This is a genomic window from Daejeonella lutea (assembly GCF_900168015.1).
Classification (GTDB): domain Bacteria; phylum Bacteroidota; class Bacteroidia; order Sphingobacteriales; family Sphingobacteriaceae; genus Daejeonella; species Daejeonella lutea.
Map to the genome: position 1 here is coordinate 618,943 of NZ_FUYR01000001.1, position 22,436 is coordinate 641,378.

Here is a 22,436-nt window from a genome sequence, read left to right on the forward strand (position 1 = left end):
GCCAGAAACAAGTGGCTTCGCCCGGTAATCGGTAATCAATGCCTTCAGCCAGAAACAAGTGGCTTCGCCCAGTAATCAGTAATCGGTGCCTTCGGCCAGTGACTAAACGCTTTAAGCGATATGGTACGTCTGCACTGATTACTGATTACTGATTACTGATTACTGATCACTGATTACTGATTACTGATTACTGATCACTGCTTACTGATCAATGATCACCGATCACTAACCCCCCTCACCAACCCCCGATAAATATTTTCTCTTCCGGACTAGGGGATACCCCCGCTTTTTCCCTCTACCATATAAAATCATCTTACACTTTGGAAAAAGCAGCGTTTTATAAATTACTGGATAAGTATATTTCCGGTGAGGCTTCTCAGGAAGAGGAGCAGCAATTGCTTAATTTTTACGGCAGCTTCAATAAATCCAGTAATGCTGATCTTTCTGACCTTGGTGAGAAAATGGAAAGTCGCATGTTGCAGGCTCTCGACTTAGATGAGCAAGTTCAGTCCAGCCGATGGAAACCTTTCGGGAAATTTGCCATAGCTGCTAGTGTAATTATGGCGGTCGCTTTATCACTATATTTTTACACTGGGAGTGAAGAAATAGAACCTGAAACCTTTGCGGAAATAGATGTAAAGAATGATATTGCTCCAGGAGATAACAAAGCTATACTGACCCTTGCCGACGGATCGAGGATCAGTCTTGATGATGCTGCGGAGGGCTTTGTTGCCAGCCAGGGAAATACTTCGATCACGAAAACAGAAGACGGACAGATTGTATATAACAAGAATGGGGGGGGAATGAGGAGTATGAATGGTTCAACGGCTGCTAATACGATCCAGACACCAAAAGGGGGAAGATACCAGATCCGACTCCCGGATGGCAGCAGGGTATGGCTGAATTCTGCTTCGACGCTGACATATCCTACAACCTTTGCAGTAACTGAACGAAAAGTTAAATTAATTGGTGAGGCATATTTTGAGATCGCGAGGAATAAAAAAGTTCCCTTCCGCGTCGAGAGTAACAATCAGACTGTTGAAGTTCTCGGGACCCACTTTAATGTTAACTCATATGAAGACGAAGCCTACATTAAGACGACACTTTTGGAAGGAAGCGTACGTATTATACTAAACTCGTCAAATCCAAAGGGAAAGCTGCTGAAACCGGGAGAACAATCCTTAACAAGTGCTTCGCAGGCTGATATTAAAGTGCAGGATACGGACATTGAAAAGGCAATTGCCTGGAAAAACGGATATTTCAAATTCAAAAACACCCCGATTAAAGACATTATGAGGGAGATTGAGAGGTGGTATGACGTGGAACTGGTTTATGACGGCAAGCTGGCTCCTGATGAATTTACAGGATATATCTCGAACGAAGTAAAGATATCCGGGGTGCTGAAAATGCTTGAAGAAAGCGGCGGGATAAAATTCAGTGTCAAAGGAAGAAAATTAAAGGTCAAATCAATTCAATAACAATTAAACGATTCACATATGATAAAAAAGAATACCAGCTAATTGATTTCTGAAAAGACCTGACAAAAAACCGCCCCGGATTGCGCCCGGAGCGGATGAATAAAGTTATGGCCTTTTTAAAAAAATCCGCAAGTACGAGATTCTATTAATTCACCAAAACAATTTAAAATGTAAAAGTATGAAAAATGTTTTACTACGCGAGTGGAACAGTTCCTGGGTAAACACCGGGGATTTTCCTAAATTGAGACTGCATTCACTTGTCTCAAATCAAACATTAAGAATCATGAAGCTAACTACCATTTTTATCCTAGTGGCTTTTATGCAAGTAAGTGCTAAAGGCTTCTCACAAAATGTTACGTTAAATGAAAAGAATGCTAATCTGGATAAGGTTTTCACTGAGATCAGAAAACAAACGGGTTACGATTTCTTATACAATACCAGGCTGCTGAGAAATACAGTTCCTGTTACTGTAAATACCAAGAACTCTTCGTTGGAGTCAGTTCTTGCGCAGGTTTTCAAAAACCAGCCTTTAACGTATTCGATCACCGAAAATACCATCATCCTGAAAAGGAAAGATGAGCGTTTTATGGAGGAAGTTTCGAAATTCTCTATTATGCCATCTGAGCGTGATAACCGGACATTTTCTGCAAGCCAGTCGGCAGGCGTAGTTTCAAACTTCGCTATCAAGGCTGAACGTATTGACGTAAAAGGTAAAGTTATTGACGGAACCGGTGAGCCATTGATCGGCGTAAGTGTACGTGTTAAAGGGTCGCAGGTTGGGGCTTCAACAGACGTACAAGGTAACTTTACAATCGATGCACCGGCTAACGCCGTTCTTGTGTTTACCTATGTAGGTTATGTAACTCAAGAGGTTGCTGTTAACGGCAGAACTTCAGTAAACGTAACTCTTGCTGAAGACCGTCAGGCTTTAAGTGAAGTTGTAGTAACAGCACTGGGTGTAACTAAAGCGAAAAGAGGATTAGGATATGCCGTTCAGGAAGTAAGAGGTGATGCATTCACTGAAGCTCGTCAGAATAACATAGCTAACTCATTAACTGGTAAAATTGCCGGTGTTGATGCAACTCAGGCAAATGCCGGTGTTGGTGGTTCAAGCCGTATCATCATTCGTGGTAATACATCATTGAATGGTAACCAGCAGCCGCTTTATGTAGTTGATGGTATGCCTATTACAAATAACAACAGGAGTGGTGGTACCAGTACTGGCGGATTGAACGTTGACCGCGGTGACGGTATTTCAAGCATGAACCCGGATGATATCGCTACAATTTCAGTACTAAAAGGTGGTGCTGCTGCAGCTCTTTATGGTAGTCAGGCTGCAAACGGAGTTATCCTTATTACCACTAAAAAAGGATCAGCACAGCAAGGTGTTGGAATTGAAGTGGTATCTGATGCTAACTTCGGTACCCCATCAGTATTTCCTAACTGGCAGTATGAATATGGACAAGGAAATGACGGTGTAAAACCGGCTACTGCTGCTGCTGCGCTAAGCTCAGGCCGTTTGTCTTACGGTGCAAAACTTGACGGCTCAATGGTAATGCAGTTTGACGGCGTGATGCGTCCTTATTCTGCCGTTAATGTAAAGCAGAATATTTTAAACTACTATCAAACACAGCGTAATTTTTCGAACACTGTGGCATTCAATGCAGGTACTGAGAAATTGAGAATGAGACTTTCTGTGAGTGACGTCCGCGCAAATGATCAGCAGCCAAACTCTAAATATTTCAGAAAGAACGGACAGGTGAATGTTACCGCAAAAATGGGTAAGAATGATTTCGTGACTGTTGAAACAAGTGCTCAATACAACGTGATCGATGCTAGTGACAGACAAGGAATCGGTTACGCAGAGATCAATGCAGCATGGCCGGTATATTTGGCTGCCAATGTTGTTGATGTGCGCAACATGCGTGGTACAGATCCTAGCCGTCCTGGTATCAATGCTGCTACAGGTAGGGAATTAGAGTGGAATCCGGTACCAGCTGCCGTAAATCCATACTATGCTGCTTACCAATTACATAATGAGGATACACAGAAGAGATTAATTGGCCGTTCAAGTGTGCAGTTCAACATCCTTCCTAACCTTTTTGTTAAGGGTACTGCAGCTATTGACAGAGCTGATTTTTCTGCTAAATTCTATGTTCCAATGACCAATCAGTTTACACCTCTTGGTTATTACCAGTCAAATATTGAGGACGATCAGAAGATCAACTTCCAGGTGATCAGCAATTACAATCAGCGTTTTGCTTCTGACAAGATCGGGCTGAATGTGTTAGGGGGTGTTCAAAAAGAAAGAAACAGAGGATTTGGAAGTACATTAAATGGTGATACCTGGGTTGTCCCTAATTTTTACAGCTTGACGAACCTTGTTAACCGAAGCCTGGTTAATGAGGGTGTTGGGGCAAATGGAACAAACTCGGTGTTTGGTGAGGTAAACCTTGATTACAATAATATCCTGTACTTAACAGTTACCGGACGCCAGGATTGGTTTTCCGTATTAAACCCTGGGTTTAACTCAATTTTCTACCCATCAGTTGGTGCAAGTTTTATTCTTTCTGATGTGGTTAAGATGCCAACATTCTTAAACTATGCTAAACTACGTTCATCATGGGCTGAAGTTGGTAGTGCTACAGTAGCTGCCGGTAGTATTAACCAGACTTATTCTGTTAATACAATAAACGCTTACGGCTTACCAACATTAAGTAATCCTACTACGTTGAACAATCCAAATATCCGCCCGGTTACTGTACAAACAATTGAAGGTGGTGCTGAATTGCAATTCCTTGACAGCCGTCTTGGATTAGATGTAAACTACTATTCCAGAAGAACCCGAAATGATATCCTTTCGCCGCCAATTTCAGCTGCAACAGGATTTAACGCAGGTCGTCGTAACCTTGGATTGGTAACCAACAAAGGCTGGGAGATCAGCTTGAATGGTACGCCGGTTAAGAAAGAGAACTTCAGCTGGGATGTGAACTACAATTTTGGTTATAACCAAAGTAAGATCGTTGAGCTGGCCGAAGGTATTGATGTACTAACAGTTGGAAGTGCGATCGGTGGCCCGACAATCATCAACGGAGTTGGCCTTCCTTACTCGACCGTAAGAGCTAACGTAATGAAGAGAGATGCAAACGGGACGTTAGTTTATAATGCAGCAACCGGTTATGAGGTTCAGGAACTTCGTGATCTGGGTGTTGGTAACCCGCCAACACAAATGGGTCTTGGAAACAACTTCCGTTACAAGAGATTCTCTTTAACAATTGATTTAGATTCTAAATTCGGTGCAGTTGGTTACAGTAACCTGATCCAGTATGCAACCCGTTTTGGTCATACTAAAGCTACTTTGCCAGGCAGAGAAGGTGGTTTAACCGTTACCGGTGTTACTGCTACTGGTGCTCCTTTCACAAAATTATGGCCAGTTGTTGACCTTGATACCTACTACAATAACTTTGGTAGTGCGTATCCTGGACAGTTTGTATATAGCACTGACTTCGTGAAATTACGTCGTGCAGTTCTTCGCTACAATTTACCGACTACCGCCCTTAAGTTTATGAGAGTGCAACAAGCCTCGATTGGTGTTACCGGTTTAAATCTTGCTATCCTTTACCAGGACAAAGCAGTTAAGGAAGCAGGTATCGATCCTGAAATCCAGGAAACTACTGGTAATGCTCAGGGAAGTCAGGGAGTTATGGCACCTAGAACCAGGAACGTTGGCTTTAACCTGAATTTAAGATTCTAATCTTTTAAATCTAAGAACATGAAAAAGACATTTTTAAAAACGATATATGCGGCGGGGGCAATTGTTCTGACCTTAGTGGCGCCATCCTGCGATACTGAAGCGCTGACCGATCTGAACAAAAACCCAAATGCGATCGAGACAAATATTCCTGAGTATTCTTTTACTGCACTTGTTTTAAACAGTGGACCGGGTCAGAATTACCGGGCTTTAGGACAAGGTATGCAATATTTCTCAAGCTATAAGGAAGTTCCAGCTACTGGTGATAAGTTCTATAACTTCAGCGGTACAGTTGGCGAATTTAATATTTATACGTCACAGTGGAACAGGGTTAATAACCTTGTTGCTATGATACCAGGGCCGGAAAATGTTAATAAACGGGCAGCTGCTGAAATTCTAAGAATTCTAGAATTTCATCAATCTACAGATCAGTTAGGCGATATGCCCTATTCAGAGGCGATGAAGGGTGATGGAAATTTAAAACCTAAGTATGATACTCAGCAAAGTATTTATATGGCAATGTTAAATGAGCTGGATGCTGCGGTAAAATCGTTTGATGCTACAAAACCAAACGTATTCGGCAATGCAGACCCATATTTCAAAGGTGATGTTGCTAAATGGAAAAAGTTTGGATACACCCTGATGCTTCGCCTGGGTATGCGTATGTCTGAAAAAGATGCAGCCAATTCGAAACTTTGGGTTGAGAAAGCTGTAGCAGGAGGTGTTATGACCGCCTTTGCAGACATCGCATATATCAAATATGCTAACGTTACTGGCCAGATGAATCCACGTGTGAATGGAATGATCACTGGTGACTTTGCAGCACCGGGTGGCGATAACGTTGAAGGAAGTAAATGGACAGCACGTTTTATCGATCACCTGAAAACAACTCAGGATCCACGTTTGCCAGTTATTTCAGTGGTATGGGTGCCATCGGGTACTACATATACAGCAAATAACACTCCGGCAACTCAGCGCGGGATGAAAGAGGGTGCGGTAAATACCAGGCCGTCAGATTTTGATACATATTCAGAGCCATCATTGCTTTACCTGGATCGTGGTTCACCGATTATTACTATGGGACCTGCTGAAGCATATTTGATCATTGCAGAAGCAGCAGCCAGAGGATGGAATGTTGGAACAACAGCAAAAGCAGCTTATGACAATGGTGTTCGTGCAGCAATGGCACAATGGGCATTATGGCCTACTGTAGCACCGCACTCAGGTGCCATCAGTACAGCTCAGGTAGATGCCTATCTTGCCGCAAACCCGTACCCAACAGCCGGTACACTGGCGCAACAACTTGAATTTATTGCTACTCAGCACTGGGTTTCTATGCTGGGCGATGATTATGAAGTGTGGTCTAACTGGAGACGTATTAAATATCCGGTATTTAACTATGCCAACTGGACTAACCAGGCCGGACAAAAAGTCTCTTACCCAGGTAACGTCACTGCTGGAAAGATGTTCAGAAGGTTCTCCTATCCAATTGCAGAGCGTAACGTTAATAACACGAATTATCTTGATGCGATAAAACGCCAGAACTTCTCTGAGGAAGCAATTGATCTTTTGCAGGGTAGAATGTGGTGGGATGTTGGTCCGGGTACAGGACAAAGCAATGTCAATTAATAGTAACCAATATGTTATCAATGTTTGTAGAAATATGAACGCACAATTAATATATTAGCATTACAATAAGGGGAGATTAGATTTAATCTCCTCTTATTGTTTAAAACCGACTCAACTAAAATTAAAAATACAATGAAACGGAGAGATCTAATCAAATACCTTTCAGTTGCCCCGATAGCGGGCGCTGCTGTGGGAACAGGGATGCCATTTGTTGCTGAGGCTGCCGCCCCGGCAAAAGCTAAAAGAGATGTTATAAAAGAACTTGGCCTGCGGACCTTTATCAACGCTGCTGGTACTTATACCACCATGACGGCATCGCTGATGCACGAAGAAGTTGTTGATACAATTAATGAATCGGCAAAGCATTTTGTGATGATCAATGACGTTCAGGATAAGGTTGGTGAAAAGATCGCTGCTATTTGTCATGCAGAATCAGCCATGGTCACCGCAGGATGCTGGTCGGCACTTGTTTTAGGTACGGCTGGTGTGCTGACCCGTATGGATCGTAAGAAAGTTGCGCTGCTGCCAGACGTAAGCAGCTTTGATAAAAACGAAGTGATCGTTCAAAAATCACACAATGTTGGATATGTTCATGCCTTAACAAACACCGGGATCAAACCCGTTGTGGTTGAGACAGCTGAAGAGCTTGAAAGAGCAATAGGACCAAAAACCGCGATGATGTATTTCCTTAACGCTGTAGCGCCAGAAGGAAAGATTCAGCACCAGGAATTTGTTGCGATTGCAAAAAAGCATAATATTCCTACCCTGATTGATATTGCTGCCGACATTCCGCCAGTTGAAAACCTTTGGAAATATACCGATATGGGCTTCGACCTGACGTGTATCTCAGGGGGTAAAGCCATTCGCGGTCCGCAAAGTGCCGGCTTGCTTATTGGTAAGAAAGACCTTATTGCCGCAGCCCGATTAAGTGCTCCGCCAAGCGGCGGAAATATCGGCCGTGGTATGAAAGTAAATAAAGAGGAAATCCTGGGAATGTATGTCGCCCTTGACAAATATGTAAACCAGGATCATGAAAAAGAACAAAGAGAATGGGATGCTCAGGTGGCTACGATCACCAATGCTGTTAAAAAAGTTGATGGGGTGACTACAGCAGTAACCGTTCCACCAATTGCTAATCATACGCCGAAGATCACGGTTTCCTGGGACCAGACAAAAGTTAAAGCTACACCGAGAGCCATCATGAAAGCCCTTCAGGACGGAAACCCGTCAATTGAGACTATGGGTGGCCGTGACGGAATTGATATTACTGTGTTCATGCTTAAACCGGGTGAAGAGAAGATCGTAGCTAAACGGTTGCAGGAGGAGCTGGCGAAGGCTGCGGCGGTATAAGAAGAGGGTTGTTAGGTGTTAGGCATTAGGCTTTAGGCTTTAGGACTGACCCTAACGCCTAATACCTAACTCCTAATACCTAACTCCTAATACCTAACCCCGAATACCTAACGCCTAACACCTAACGCCTAATACTTAACAACTAAGGCCCAATCATTTAACGATAACTTATGCACAAAAGAATAACACTTCTATTTCTTTCCGGGCTCCTCATGCTCTCCAGTCTCGTTCATGGCCAAGCCCTTCCCGCGGCGAGAACCTACGCTATGCTTATCAAAGGCGGACATGTGATTGACGCTAAAAATAAGATCAACGAAGTGATGGACGTTGCCATTCAGAATGGCAAAATCGCAGCGGTAGCTAAGAATATAGATCCTGGACTGGCTTCACAGGTTGTGAACGCTACAGGTATGTACGTAACGCCAGGACTCATTGATCTTCATGCCCACGTTTTTGCCGGCACAGAGCCTGATCATGCGTACAGCAACGGCAGCAGCGCACTTCCTCCGGATGGCTTTACATTTCGCGCTGGAGTTACTACCGTAGTCGACTGCGGTGGGGCAGGATGGAAGTCCTTTCCAACATTCAAGAAAAATATTATCGACCAGTCGCGAACCAGGGTGTTATCATTTTTGAATATCGTAGGAGAAGGCATGCGCGGTGAGGCTGTATATGAACAGAATGTTAATGATATGGATCCTAAAAAGGCAGCTGAAACAGCGCTGGCCAATAAGGAACATATCGTCGGATTCAAGCTCGCACATTTCCATGATTCAAGCTGGGTGCCGGTGGAACGACTCCTACAGGCGGGCAAAACAGCGAACATGCCTGTAATTGTTGATTTCGGTGGTCATGACAGTCATGCTCCTCTTTCCATTGAAAAATTATTCACCCAATATCTCCGTCCGGGGGATATTTATACACACGTATATACAGAGTTAAAACGCCGCGATCCTGTAGTTGATCTTAAAACTCGTCAATTGCGGCCTTTTGCATTGCCGGCACAAAAGAAGGGGATCATCTTCGACGTTGGATTTGGTGGCGGAAGTTTCAACTTCAATCAGGCTATTCCATCTATAAAAGCTGGATTTCTTCCAAATACCATGGGGACAGACTTACACATCGGCAGCATGAATGGAGCTATGAAAGACCAGTTAAATGTACTTTCTATCTTCCTGGCCATGGGCATGGATATCCCTGGAGTTATTGCCAGAAGTACATGGGCACCGGCACAGGCAATCAAACGCGAGGAGCTCGGAAATTTATCCGTGGGTGCAATTGCGGATGTTGCTGTTATCAGTGTTCGCAAAGGTAAGTTCGGTTTCAGGGATATAGAAGGTAACAGGCAGGACGGCACGCAGAAATTGGAGTGCGAACTGACCGTAAAAGGTGGCAGGGTAGTCTATGATTTGAATGCGATAGTGGGAGCCCCGTCAAGGTAAGTTGTACGTTATACGTTATACGTTCTACGTTGCACACGAACCCAGGTGCTAAAATGTATGTCATAAGTGATACGTTTAGCAATTGTGGTTTACGATAAGAAGAATTAAAGCTGATAATTGAACTCGAAACTTTCAACACTTAATTACGTGGACACAGAACGTAAAGATTAAAAACTACAAATCGAAACGTACAACTCAGATGATTAGATCCAAAAGACAATTTCCCCCGGTACTGGCAATACCTCTTTTTCTGGCAGTCGTGCTTGCGGCTTGTAGTCCGGCCAAAGAAACGACAGACCTTTCTGGTAGTGCGGATAGCCTGTTAGCCGATTTCAGAGTTGCACCTCAGGGTGATACAAGTATCTCAAACAGAAAATTTGAGCAGGTTCCGTCAATTGCTGCCAGTGCAGATGGTAAGGTAATTTATGTTGCGTGGTACTCCGGGGGGCCTGCCCCTGGTCCCGGCAATTTTGTTACAGTTTCAACCAGTAAAGATAATGGGGAATCATGGGTTAATGACCAACTGGTTGTATACCCGAAGTCTGGTTCAACGCGGTTTTTTGACCCTGCGCTCTGGCGGGATGATAAAGGTCAGGTGCGCTTATATTATGGTTCCGCAAATGATAGCCTGTTATGGGATGGTTTCGGTGGAGTGAATTCTGTAGATATTAGTTTGGCAGGATCGGCTATTAAATATGCGAACCCTTTGCGGCTGGTTGATGGTGTTATGAGTAATAAGCCCATTTACATCGCCGCGAAAAAGCTTACGTTGATGCCGGTGTATGTGGACAAGGCTCCAAAACCCGATAGCGCCGATGTGAAATACCCACAAAACGGAGCTTTCATATATTCAAACGATCAAAGCGGACTTAAACTATACTCAAAAATTGTTTTGCCTGATTCAATTCGAATACACGACGAGCCGCAAGTTGTTGAAGTTTCTTCCACTGGGAATTTACTTACGCTGCTAAGGACTACTAAAGGAATATACTCGGTGAGCAGCTCTGATTACGGAAAAACCTGGTCGGAACCTCAGCCATTTACCGCCTCCGGGCCGACAACATCGAGCCGGTTTTACATTGGCAAGCTTGCTTCAGGAAACTTATTGCTTGTGTCGAACAACAGCACTACACGGAATAACATGACTGCTTCAATATCAAAGGATGGTGGGAAAACATGGCCTTACCAATTGCTTCTTGATGCGAGAGAAAATGTTTCATACCCCGACGCAGATCAAACTCCGGACGGAAACATTCATGTAGTATTTGATCGCGATAGAACAGGAGCAAAGGATATTTTGTATTTCCGTTTTACTGAAGAGGATGTGCTGAAGGGATTGGAGGGGAATGTGTTTAAGAGGAGAGTTAACGGGAAATAAACCGTGGCTGCGCCCTTGTTTGAGTGACTTCGCCCGGTAATCAGTTATCAGTGGCTGCGCCCGGTAACTAGACGCTGTGTTTTACGAGGCTGGGCCCTTATTTAAGTGGCTTCGCCCAGTAATCAGTAATCGGTGGCTTCGGCCAGTGACTAAACGCTGTCAACGCAGTGGGTAAATTTGCACTGATTACTGATCACTGATCACTGATTACTGATCACTGATCACTGATCACTGATTACCGATTACTGATTACCGATTACTGATCACTGATTACCGTATACTGATTACAGATTACCGATTACTGATCACTGATTACCGTATACTGATTACTGATTACCGATTACCGATTACTGATCACCGATTACTGATAACTGAATACCGATCACCAAACTCATGAATAAAAACATCCTTTGCTGCGATTGGGGAACCAGCTCATTCAGACTTCGATTAGTTGACGTCTCAGATTACCGTGTAATCGCAGAACACTTATCTTCTGAAGGAGTTGCCGCTACTTTTAGTTCTTGGCAGGCTGCAGGCTCCGATGACAGGTTCAACTTTTATGCTTCGAAATTGCTTTCAGCCATCAGCCAATTGTCACAAGATCAAAATATTAATCTTTCCGGTATTCCCGTAATTGTTTCCGGTATGGCTTCCTCGTCTATTGGGATGGAAGAGATTCCTTATGCCATGGTGCCCTTCAGTCTCGATGGCAGCAGTATGTCGTCCAGGGTAATTGAAAATTTTAATTGTAATGGCGGCTCATTAATTATTGTTTCGGGTGTTAAAACCTCCGATGACGTAATGAGAGGGGAGGAGGCACAACTGATCGGCTTGCTCAGCCTGGATGAGGCTCCAGGGGCTGACGGGGAAAAATCAATTTTTGTATTTCCCGGCACACATTCAAAACATATGATGGTGAATGGGGGAATTATGACAGGGTTTAAGACCTACATGACAGGTGAGATCTTCAATATTATGTCGCAACACAGCATTTTGAAAGATTCCATTAAGGTTTCTTCAAATCTGACCGATCCTGGCAACCAGGATGCCTTTGCAAAGGGTGTTGAGCATTCTGGTGTATCTAATGTTCTTAATACATTATTTTCAGTCCGCACAAATCAGTTATTTTCCAAATATTCAAGGGAGCAAAACTCGTTGTTTTTAAGCGGTCTGCTTATTGGTACTGAACTACGGGAGCTTAAGAAAGATAACTTCGGCAAATTAATAATTTGCAGCGGCAAGCATCTGTATGAGCATTACAGGATTGCGGCAGGGATACTTGATTTAGCAAAAAACATTACTTTTATTCAGCCGGAGCTGATAGATAAAGCTACTATTGCCGGGCAGGTGCGAATTTTTAATTCAGTAAGTAAATTCAATGAATAGCATGGGATTTTCATGGGAGGCATTTCAAAAAGTGCCGGTTGTGGGTATAGTAAGAGGTCTTACATTCGATGAGATCAAGGAGATCTTGCCGTTATATATTTCCGCAGGTTTAACTACCATCGAAATTACGATGAATACCCATGCTGCGACAGATATCATTCGATATACAGTGGACAGTTACGCAGGTCAGCTTAATGTGGGAGCCGGAACTGTTTGCGATGAAAGGGGCTTGGAGCAGGCACTTGCTGCCGGTGCTCAATTCATCGTTACTCCGATAATTAGTGAGAATGTAATCAGAAGCTGTGTGAAGAGCGATATTCCGATCTTTCCCGGAGCATTTACACCAACCGAAATTTATCGCGCCTGGGAATGTGGCGCGTCTATGGTTAAAGTTTATCCAGCAACTTCGCTGGGTTCAGGCTATATCAAAGATGTCAAGGCTCCATTGAATCATATTAAACTCATGCCCACCGGAGGGATCAATAAAGACAATATTGGGGAGTTTATGAAGGCAGGGGCTGAAGGTTTAGGTGTGGGGAGTCAACTTTTTGATAAAGAGCTAATAAAGAGTAGAGATTGGAAAGGGCTGGAGGGGCATTTTAGGTTGTTTGTGGAGTGTTTTGTGGGTGAGGATTAGTGATCTGTAGTCGGCCTGCCTGCCGGTAGGTAGTTAATTAGTAATCAGTAATCACTAATCAGTTTGACTGGTGCATACGTACCAATCGACAACCGCAAAGTCATTACTTGTTTATGGAAAAGAGATTTGTAATCAGTGTTCAGTAATTAGTAATCAGTGAACAGTAATCAGTAATCGGTAATCAGTAATCAGTAATCGGTAATCAGTAATCGGTAATCAGTGCTGACGTACCATAAGCTTACAGCGTTCAGATACTGTCCGAAGGCACAGATTACTCATTACCTGGCGCAGCCTCTTAAAACACAGCGTCTAGTCACTGGGCGAAGCCACCGAATACTGATTACTGGGCGAAGCCACTTAAATGAGGGCGAAGCCACTTAAATGAGGGCGCATCCACTGAGCGTCCCCGAATAATAAAATGTATAATCATTAAACCAATACCGTTTTAAATGAAGATAAAAAACTATCGTTGGATCATAGTAAGCCTCCTGTTCACCGGAACGGTAATTAACTATCTTGACCGACAGGTGATCGGCCTGCTAAAACCTACCCTGGAAGCAGAATTTAGTTGGTCTGAATCTGATTTTGGAAGTTTGATGTCCGCATTTTCGTTTGCTTATGCGATAGGACTGCTAATCTCCGGGAAGTTCATCGATAAGGTAGGCACTAAAATAGGCTATAGTGTAGCTGTTGTTGTCTGGAGTGTCGCTGGAATGCTTCATGCCGCAGCCAGATCGGTAACAGGGTTTGGAATTGCAAGGGCTGCTCTGGGTATAGGCGAGGCCGGTAACTTTCCAGCCGCAGTTAAAGCTGTTTCAGAGTGGTTTCCCCGGAAAGAGCGTGCGCTGGCAACTGGAATTTTTAATTCAGGAACAGCGGTTGGCAGTGTCGTCGCTCTGATATTGGTACCGTTGATCATGCAAAGTTATGGCTGGCAGGGTGTGTTTGTAATCACCGGTGCTTTAGGGTTCATATGGCTGGCATTCTGGTTATTCTTTTACGAAATACCCAGTCGGCAGAAACGTCTGACTAAAGACGAACTTTTATATATTGAAGGTGACAAAGAGGATGAATCGGGCACTCAAATCCAGGCAAAAAGTTCAGCTTCGTGGGTAAAGCTATTTTCCTTGCGGCAAACATGGGCTGTCATCACTGGTAAACTGTTGATTGATCCAATCTTCTGGTTTTTCGGGATCTGGCTGCCTTCTTATTTTTCAGCCGCGTTTAACCTCAACTTGAAGGTCATAAGTTGGGAATTGATGACTATTTATGCTGCAACCACCGTTGGAAGCATCGCCGGAGGCTATTTTTCCTCTGTTCTCATCAAAAACGGCTGGCCTACCTTGAAAGCAAGAAAGGGTGTATTGTTGATTGTTGCAATACTTGAATTAATCATCATGATTGCGATTGCCCGCTTTGTCACTGATAAATGGGTTGCCGTTGGCCTGATCGCGGTAGCTGTGGCAGTTCACCAGGCCTGGGCCACTAACGTGTTTACAATGGCTTCTGATATGTTTCCAAAGGAAGTGGTCAGTTCCGTTGTGGGGATTGCGGGAATGTCTGGGGCTGTTGGTGGCATACTTTTCCCATTGCTCGTCGGGAAGATACTTGATATATACAAAGCCGGAGGAAATCTTACAGGAGGCTATAATGTAATATTTACCATATGCGGTATAACCTATCTGGTAGCCTGGACTATTATTCATTTATTAACCAGAAGGGCTCCCAAAATAGAAAAGCTCGCAACATAAACTGGTACTAAGGCTTTAGGGATCAGGTGTTAGGGCTGACCTAAAGCCCTAATTTTCCTCACTTAATCATTATCTCTAATCCCAAATACAAATTATATGAATTCACTTTTTATTCAAAATCTTAAAAACAACGCGAGAAGAATCGCCCTAGCCTTAATCCTTACGGCACCCATTTTTATTCAATCTGCCAAAGCCCAGCTATACAACTTCACCGAAGAGCAGATGAAAAGCTTTACTGCTACAAATCCTTTTGGTCGTTTTCCCGGGGGACGTCCCATGATCCCTGACGCCGTACTGGATACTTTCCGTCAAATGCAAATCCAGGTGGTAGAGGCGGTAGGTTCTATCCCACGGGAATATGCCAATCAATATGAAGCAGGTTGGAAAACACTGCAGCCAAACAAAAAGCTTTATGGGAGAGCATTTACTGTGCAGTTTATTCCTTCAAGGCCTGACCTGGTTGCAGGTATGCAGAGCGAGGCAACGAAAAACAACTTCACCGGACTGAGGAACCAGACCACGATTGACATGCTGCAAAAAAATGACCTTGTCGTTGTCGACCTCTTTGGCAAAGTACAGGGCGGTACTTATGTTGGCGATAAGCTTGCTTACTACATTTATAAAACAACAGAGACAGGTGTTGTGGTCGATGGCGGGATTTATCTGCTAGAGAACATGGCACAAAGCGGCATGCAGGCGTTTTATAGAGGAACTTATCCTGGACCCTTGAGTAACGCAACCGTTTCCGGCATAAATGTACCGGTGAGAATTGGAAATGCTATAATCATGCCCGGCGACCTCATTATCGGCGATCAAGATGGAATCCTGGCCGTTCCACCACAATTTGTTTCTGCAGTAATAAAAAATGTAATCCGCGATCGTCGGAGAGATGTGTGGATGAAAAAAGCATTTGATTTGAAACGATTTAAATCGAGTGATATTTATGGTCGTCCGAAAGATCCGGAGCTGCTGAAGCTGTTTGAAGAGTATTTGAGGACGGGGGATGCGAAGTTGCTGCCGAAATAAATAAGATTAAAACCAATAACTAATAACGTACTGTTTAAATGAAGGCCTTTAACATCATATTCTGTATCCTCTTTTTGATATCCGCCGGGCTCCAATACAATGATCCGGACCCGTATTTATGGATACCTATTTATCTATACGGTGCATTTTTATGTTTCAAAGCTTACCAGGGAAAATACTACCCTAAGGCCTACATCGCCGGAATCGTAGTATCTATTGCTTATGGGGTATATCTCTTTTTCGATAAGTATGGTGTGCTTTCCTGGCTAAATGAGCACAATGCAGAGAATATAGCCCAGAGCATGCAAGCTTCAGCTCCCTGGATTGAAGAAACACGTGAGTTTTTCGGTTTGTTGATCCTGGTGATTGTCTTATTAATCAATTACACATCTTACAGAAGAAAGAAGAATTTCTGATTTTATTAGAGTTACAGTTTGGCTAGGATGAGCTCACCCGACGGGTTTTCAAATTCCTCATTAATATCGATTTAATTATTTCAAAATGAAACGTAGTTTTATAATACTCATAGCTGTAATGGCAATTTCGGCTAAGCTTTTCGCTCAGCAAACCGACGAAAAACTAGCTCCTATATTGACTGTCCCGCGCTCGTATACTGTTCTCAAAACATCCCAACCATTAACTATAGACGGTAAAAATGATGACGCCGCTTGGGCTAAAGCTGCCTGGTCTGAACCCTTCGAAGATATTGAAGGTAAACCTGAGAAGAAGCCAGCAACATCGACCCGCTTTAAGCTTTTGTGGGATAATGAGAACCTCTATGTTTACTGCAGGTTCGATGAAGAGCATATTTGGGCTACACTAAAGGAGCATGACCAATCCATATTTCAGGATAACGCGCTTGAGATGTTTATCGATCCGGACGGAGACACCCATAATTACATGGAATTTCAGATCAATGCATTTTCCGCGGTGTGGGATCTTCTTTTAAATAAGCCGCCCCGTAACGGTGGGCCGAGTATTACCGACTGGGATATAAAAGGCTTGAAAAAAGCTGTCTATATTGATGGAACGTTAAATAACCCTTCTGATAAAGACAAATTCTGGGGCATTGAATTGGCTGTTCCGTTGAGAACTTTCCGTTTCGGTGGAAACAGCACGATGCCAAAAGTTGGGAGCACCTGGAAAATGAATATTACGAGGGTACAAAGAGAAGTGGATATTAAGGAGGGGGCATATGTGAAACGTCTGGGAACCAACGGCAGGCCGATGCAACCTGGTTATAGCTGCTGGTCTGTTCCGGGGATAATCAATTTTCATTACCCGGAAAGGTGGGGAGTGGTGCGGTTCGCCGATGAGAACGAGACCAACCTGCAATTTCTGAATGAAGAGGGTGAAAAACTCAAACTCAGCCTGTGGAAATACTATTATTTGCAGCAGGATTATAAAGCTAAAAATGGCAAGTACGCCCCGACTTTGGAAATGCTTAAAAAGGATTTTCCTGGTGTAAGTTTTGCTGATTCGCAGTTGATCAAGCTCGTAGCAACAGACTTACAGTTCGTACTTCAGGCAGAAAGCGCCAAACTAAAAATTGCATATTCAGTCGATCACGAAAGCAAATTTGTCTCCAAAATGTTGCCTTAAAATTTCTGATCCCCGTTAACATGTATTTTAAAAAAATGTTTTAGGATTTTTTTGCGCATTAATATCGCTTTAAATACCTGTTTATAAGGTAGTTTCGTTGGTATAATATCATTAATCTTTAAACATTTTAGGACTTCTGTAAATATTTGACATAATGAAATAAATGTTTACTTTAGGAATGCCGAACGATTACGTTATGCTGATATGGGTATTACGTGAAAATGAGGCGAAACAATTAATTATTTATACCTAACACAAAAAAAGTTTTATGATGAAAAAAATTTACAAACTAGTCGTGTTACTGTTACTTTGCCAGACCTACGTGTTTGCGCAAAATATCAGCGTAACCGGTAAGGTTACTGACTCTGACAATCTGCCCCTTCCAGGCGTAAGCGTGAAGGTTAGCGGATCCGCTCAGGGTGTAAGTACTGACGCTAATGGTAATTTTACATTGTCAGTTCCAGGAACAGGAACTCTTGTATTTACCTCTATTGGCTTCGTAACACAAACCGTTCCTGTGCAAGGCCGTACCACTCTGAACATCAGAATGGCTAACGACTCACAGCAGCTGGAAGGAGTTGTAGTTACAGCTTTGGGTATCGAAAGATCTCAAAAGAGCTTGACTTACAACACCACAAACATCTCTGCAGAGGAGCTAAACGCTGTTAAGGGAGCAAACGTCCTTAACTCATTAGCAGGTAAAGCTGCGGGTGTGTTCGTCACTCAGGGTAATGGTGGTCCGGGTTCTTCTCCGCGTGTAATCATTCGTGGTAACAAATCAATTTCTCAGGGAAATCAGCCGCTGTATGTTGTTGATGGTATTCCTATGGGATTCTCTGATTTTAACCAGGAAGATGTAGAAAGCTTACAGGTCCTTCAAGGTCCTTCAGCTTCTGCGCTTTATGGTAGCCAGGCAGCGAATGGTGTTATTATGATCACTACCAAAAAAGGTAAATTGGGATCTGTTAACGTGGATTTCGCAAGTACTGCAATGTATGACAAACCATTGTTATTGCCTGATATCCAGACTGACTTTGGTGCTGGTCTAAACGGCGCTGTTGTTTCTACTCCTATTAACGATAGCTGGGGACCTAGAATTTCTAACGGAAGCGAAGATCACGTTAAAGATTTTTTTAGGACCGGAGAAAACTATATCAACAGTTTGTCCGTAAGTAGTGGTAATGCAACTCAGAGAATTTATTTCTCATACGCTAACACTCAGAACAAAGCTTTGATACCAGGATACGATTATACTCGCCACAACGTAACCCTCAGAGGAAACACCAGTCTTTTCAAAGACAAGGTAGCTCTGAATGGCGGTATTAATTATATCAACAACAATACCCAAAATGTTAACGGTAACGGTTGGACTGATAGCCCGATGTTTGGATTATATTTATTTCCTGTTAGTGATAACATGGCTAAATACAGTGCGAATAATGGTACGGTTTGGAATGCAACCCGTGGTTTATGGGATCAAAACTGGCCTTATATTAAAAATGAGCACAGTTCAAACCAAAATCCATATTGGTTAGTAAACTTCCGTCAAAACGAAAACTTGGGTAACCGTACGGTTATGAATGTCGGTGCAAAATGGAATATCACTAACTGGTTGAATTTCTCTGCAAGGGAGACTTATACATTGCGTGATGGAAATACTGAAACCCGCGTTTATGCTGGTGCAGAGCCAATCAACTACGGTGCTAATGGTGCTTATGCCAGAGGTTTTAGTGGAAGCAGCGACTTTTACACTGAGTTATTATTGAATGCCAACAAAAACTTCGGTCAGAACATTACATTAAATGCTTCTGCAGGTTTCATCAACTCTCAGGGAAGAGCTCAAAGTGTTAGTTTGTCTAACAATGGTTCAGCGAATACACTTGCTTATCCAAATGCATTTTCTGTACAGGGATTAAATGGTACTACCGGACAATTCAACTCTTCTGAAGCATTGACCAAATATTTGGAGCAAGCTGTGCTTGGAACTGCTTCAATTGGATGGAAAGAAACGTTATTCTTAGACGTAACTGGAAGAAATGAGTGGAGCTACACAGTAGATAAGCCATTCTTCTACCCTTCAGTTGGTTTAGGTTACATCCTTACTGAAACAATCGGATCTAATGATATTCTTTCTTTTGCAAAGATCCGCGGTTCTTATGCTGAAGTAGGTAACTCTCTACCAAGAGGTGCTAACAATAGAAATCCATACTACAGTCTTGCAAACAACGAAAACATCAATGGTAGAGGAAGCTTGCCGTTCTTTAGCGGTACTGATACAGCAACCTTAACTCCTGAGCGTACTAAATCATGGGAGATTGGTGCAGAAGTTCGTTTGTTAAAAGACAAATTCAACTTAAGTGTTACTTACTATAACGCATTAACTGATGATCAGGTAATTTCAATCACTGCTCCGTCAGGTGCTGGTGCAACGAACTTCTTCATCAACGGTGGTTCTGTATTGAACAAAGGAATTGAAGCTGGTTTAAGTTACAATGGTAAATTCGGTGCTGTAAGCTGGACTCCTAGCTTTAACTTCTCGAAAAACGTAAATGAGATTAAATCTCTTAGCCCATTATTGTCAGCTGACCGTTTCGTTCTTGCTGGTGGTAACAGGTTAGTTCACTCATGGCTTGCTCGTCCGGGAGGCGCGCTTGCGGCAGGTCGTACCCCGGCATTCATGGACATGTATGGTAAAACTTACGTGAGAGATGCTGCTGGAAATATTACCTACAATGCGACTACAGGATTGCCGATCATTTCCCCTGTCGATAACCAATTCGTAGGAAATGCTAACCCAGATTTCTTGTTAAACATGAACAACCAGTTCGCTTACAAGAGATTCACTTTATCATTCCTTGTTGATGGTCGTTTCGGCGGACTTACTTCTTCATCTACTGAGCAGTGGTTAGACTACAAAGGTTTATCACAACGTTCAGGTGATGCACGTAACTCATCTGATGGCCTTATGGATATTGGTGGTCCAAAAAGAGTTAGTCCTGAACTTTATTATTCTTTCATTTCTGCAAAAGCAGATGGTGGAGCTTTAGCTGACGCTTACCTTTTTGACACAACTAACATCCGTTTAAGAGAGCTTGCTCTTGGATTCACATTGCCTAAGTTTACTAATGCAGTTAGAAACATGAGCTTAACTTTAGTTGGAAGAAACTTATTCTTCTTCCATAGAGAAGCACCGTTCGATCCTGAATTGGCTAACGGTACTGGTGATGGTGGTCAAGGTTTTGAATCATTCCAAATGCCTTCTGCAAGATCTATAGGATTAACCTTAAGAGCAGGACTATAATAAAAATTAGAAACGAGAAAAAAATGAAAAGAACATTAATTAACAACGGTTTTAAACTACTCAGTTTAGGATTATTACTTTCAGTAGCATCTTCTTGTACGGACAAGATGGAAGGCATCAATGAAAGTAACCTGAAAAACATCGCTCCGGATGATTTAAAAATGGATGCGAATGAGGGAGGTTTCCTTCTTCCGGCTATGATCAGGGCGGTTAACCATCCAGGTACAAGTAATCAAACGCAGCAAAACTTGCTGGCTGAGTCTTACGCAAATTACCTGGAGGCTCCAAGTAACTTCCTGGGTAACGTAAATACAACAACCTATGCAACCAAGGGTATTTCCTGGACTGGTGCATGGACTATTCCAACGAATGGTATCATGAACAACTGGCTGCAAATGAAAAAGAACGGATTCGATACCAAGTATCCCGATCTTTATGCAATTGCACTTATCCTTAAAGTTGCCGGCGGACACCGGATCATTGATACTTATGGAGTTTATCCATATGTAGAATATGGTTTGACTGCTGAGCCTAAATGGAATTCACCGAAGGAAGCATATACGCAGATGTTTAAAGATCTGGATATTGCTGTAGCTTCATTACTTGCTGCGGAAAAAGCAGATCCGAATGCTGATAATATCCGTTTCAAAAAATGGGATCCGTCGACATTTGCCGGTGACTACGTAAAATGGACAAAGCTTGCAAACACGCTACGTTTACGTCTGGCCATGCGCCTTTCTGGAACTGCTGATGCAGGTATGGCTAAAACTGAAGGTGAGAAAGCAGTGCTTGCTGCTAACGGTGGATTACTTGATGAAAACACTGGTCATTGGTCAGTATTATCAGCAGATGGTGTTAACGGTCACTTTACCATGACTAACGCATGGTCTGATACCCGTATCTCTGCAGCTGTAGTTACATACCTTGAAGGCTTTGGTGACCCAAGACTTCCTGTATACGCTCTTCAGGCAACTGATCCAGCGGTAGCAGGTACTTACAGGGGAATTCGTCCTGGAGTAGATCGTCCTACGAAAGTTATCTATGAAAACTACTCTAAATATAACGTAGCATCAAACACTCCAATGAAACAAGTGGACGGTTCAGAAAGTTATTTCTTGAGAGCTGAAGGTGTATTGAAAGGATGGAACATGGGTACTGGAACTGTGCAGTCGTTCTACGAAGCGGGAATTAGAGCTTCATTAAAATTGAATGGTGCGCCTGAAGGTAATTACCTTAACAGTACTTCAATGCAATTAGCTTATGTAGATCCAAAAAGACCAAATAACCAATACGACAGCCCTAGATTGTCTGACGTAACTGTTAAATGGAATGATGCTGCGACTAACGAACAAAAATTGGAAAAGATCATCACACAAAAATGGATCGCTTTGTTCCCAGAAGGAGCAGAAGCATGGTCTGAGTTCAGAAGAACTGGTTACCCTAAGCTGTACCATATCATGGCGCCAGCTAATCCGCTTCTTCCGCTTGGAACATTTATTAACCGTGTGACTGTTCCGGCTGTTCAGGCTGCTGCAAGTCAGGCACAATATAATGCTGCGGTTTCTGCCTTCCTTGGAGGTAAAGATGACGAAACAGTAAAATTGTATTGGGCTAAATAAGTACAAAACTCGTCTAATTTTGAAAGCCCCCCGAAATATCGGGGGGCTTTTTTTATGTTATAGCAAACCTGATAGTGTATTTCTTG

Annotated in this window: 14 protein-coding genes; all 14 read left to right on the forward strand. The window is 43.0% G+C overall.

The features are described from left to right. The first annotated feature begins 320 nt into the window (after positions 1–320). The 14 genes from B5X60_RS02710 to B5X60_RS02780 all read left to right on the forward strand — a co-directional run bounded on the left by B5X60_RS02710 (position 321) and on the right by B5X60_RS02780 (position 22,350). A complete protein-coding gene (locus tag B5X60_RS02710) occupies positions 321–1,478 on the forward strand; it encodes a FecR family protein (RefSeq protein ID WP_079701118.1) in 1,158 nt (385 codons plus the stop codon). Positions 1,479–1,761: 283 nt separating this feature from the next. Further along, positions 1,762–5,232, forward strand: coding sequence for a SusC/RagA family TonB-linked outer membrane protein (locus B5X60_RS02715; RefSeq protein WP_221406193.1), 3,471 nt, complete (start codon positions 1,762–1,764; stop codon positions 5,230–5,232). 18 nt (positions 5,233–5,250) lie between these two features. Next, on the forward strand, positions 5,251–6,858 hold the full coding sequence (locus B5X60_RS02720; protein WP_079701120.1) for a SusD/RagB family nutrient-binding outer membrane lipoprotein: 1,608 nt from the start codon (positions 5,251–5,253) through the stop codon (positions 6,856–6,858). 132 nt (positions 6,859–6,990) lie between these two features. Then, a complete protein-coding gene (locus tag B5X60_RS02725; RefSeq protein WP_079701121.1) occupies positions 6,991–8,208 on the forward strand; it encodes a selenocysteine synthase in 1,218 nt (405 codons plus the stop codon). A 170-nt stretch (positions 8,209–8,378) separates the two neighbouring features. Then, positions 8,379–9,650 (forward strand): amidohydrolase/deacetylase family metallohydrolase, encoded by a 1,272-nt coding sequence (locus B5X60_RS02730; RefSeq protein ID WP_079701122.1) that lies wholly within the window; start codon positions 8,379–8,381, stop codon positions 9,648–9,650. A 199-nt stretch (positions 9,651–9,849) separates the two neighbouring features. Further along, positions 9,850–11,028 (forward strand): sialidase family protein, encoded by a 1,179-nt coding sequence (locus B5X60_RS02735; RefSeq protein ID WP_079701123.1) that lies wholly within the window; start codon positions 9,850–9,852, stop codon positions 11,026–11,028. Between the two features lie 393 nt (positions 11,029–11,421). Next, positions 11,422–12,414 (forward strand): 2-dehydro-3-deoxygalactonokinase, encoded by a 993-nt coding sequence (locus B5X60_RS02745; RefSeq protein WP_079701124.1) that lies wholly within the window; start codon positions 11,422–11,424, stop codon positions 12,412–12,414. Position 12,415: 1 nt separating this feature from the next. Next, positions 12,416–13,051 carry a bifunctional 4-hydroxy-2-oxoglutarate aldolase/2-dehydro-3-deoxy-phosphogluconate aldolase gene (locus B5X60_RS02750; RefSeq protein WP_245803453.1) on the forward strand — a complete coding sequence of 212 codons (636 nt, stop codon included), beginning with the start codon at positions 12,416–12,418 and terminating at the stop codon, positions 13,049–13,051. 449 nt (positions 13,052–13,500) lie between these two features. Beyond that, positions 13,501–14,802, forward strand: a complete 1,302-nt coding sequence (locus tag B5X60_RS02755; RefSeq protein ID WP_079701126.1) for an MFS transporter — start codon at positions 13,501–13,503, stop codon at positions 14,800–14,802. A gap of 96 nt (positions 14,803–14,898) precedes the next feature. Beyond that, positions 14,899–15,828, forward strand: a complete 930-nt coding sequence (locus B5X60_RS02760) for an RraA family protein (RefSeq protein WP_079701127.1) — start codon at positions 14,899–14,901, stop codon at positions 15,826–15,828. Between the two features lie 38 nt (positions 15,829–15,866). Next, positions 15,867–16,244: a transmembrane 220 family protein gene (locus tag B5X60_RS02765; RefSeq protein WP_079701128.1), complete on the forward strand. Its 378-nt coding sequence runs from the start codon at positions 15,867–15,869 to the stop codon at positions 16,242–16,244. A gap of 85 nt (positions 16,245–16,329) precedes the next feature. Beyond that, complete coding sequence (locus B5X60_RS02770; protein WP_079701129.1) at positions 16,330–17,430, forward strand: carbohydrate-binding family 9-like protein; 1,101 nt, start codon at positions 16,330–16,332, stop codon at positions 17,428–17,430. 268 nt (positions 17,431–17,698) lie between these two features. Further along, complete coding sequence (locus B5X60_RS02775) at positions 17,699–20,731, forward strand: SusC/RagA family TonB-linked outer membrane protein (protein ID WP_079701130.1); 3,033 nt, start codon at positions 17,699–17,701, stop codon at positions 20,729–20,731. Positions 20,732–20,754: 23 nt separating this feature from the next. After that, positions 20,755–22,350: a SusD/RagB family nutrient-binding outer membrane lipoprotein gene (locus B5X60_RS02780; protein ID WP_079701131.1), complete on the forward strand. Its 1,596-nt coding sequence runs from the start codon at positions 20,755–20,757 to the stop codon at positions 22,348–22,350. Positions 22,351–22,436: the final 86 nt, after the last annotated feature.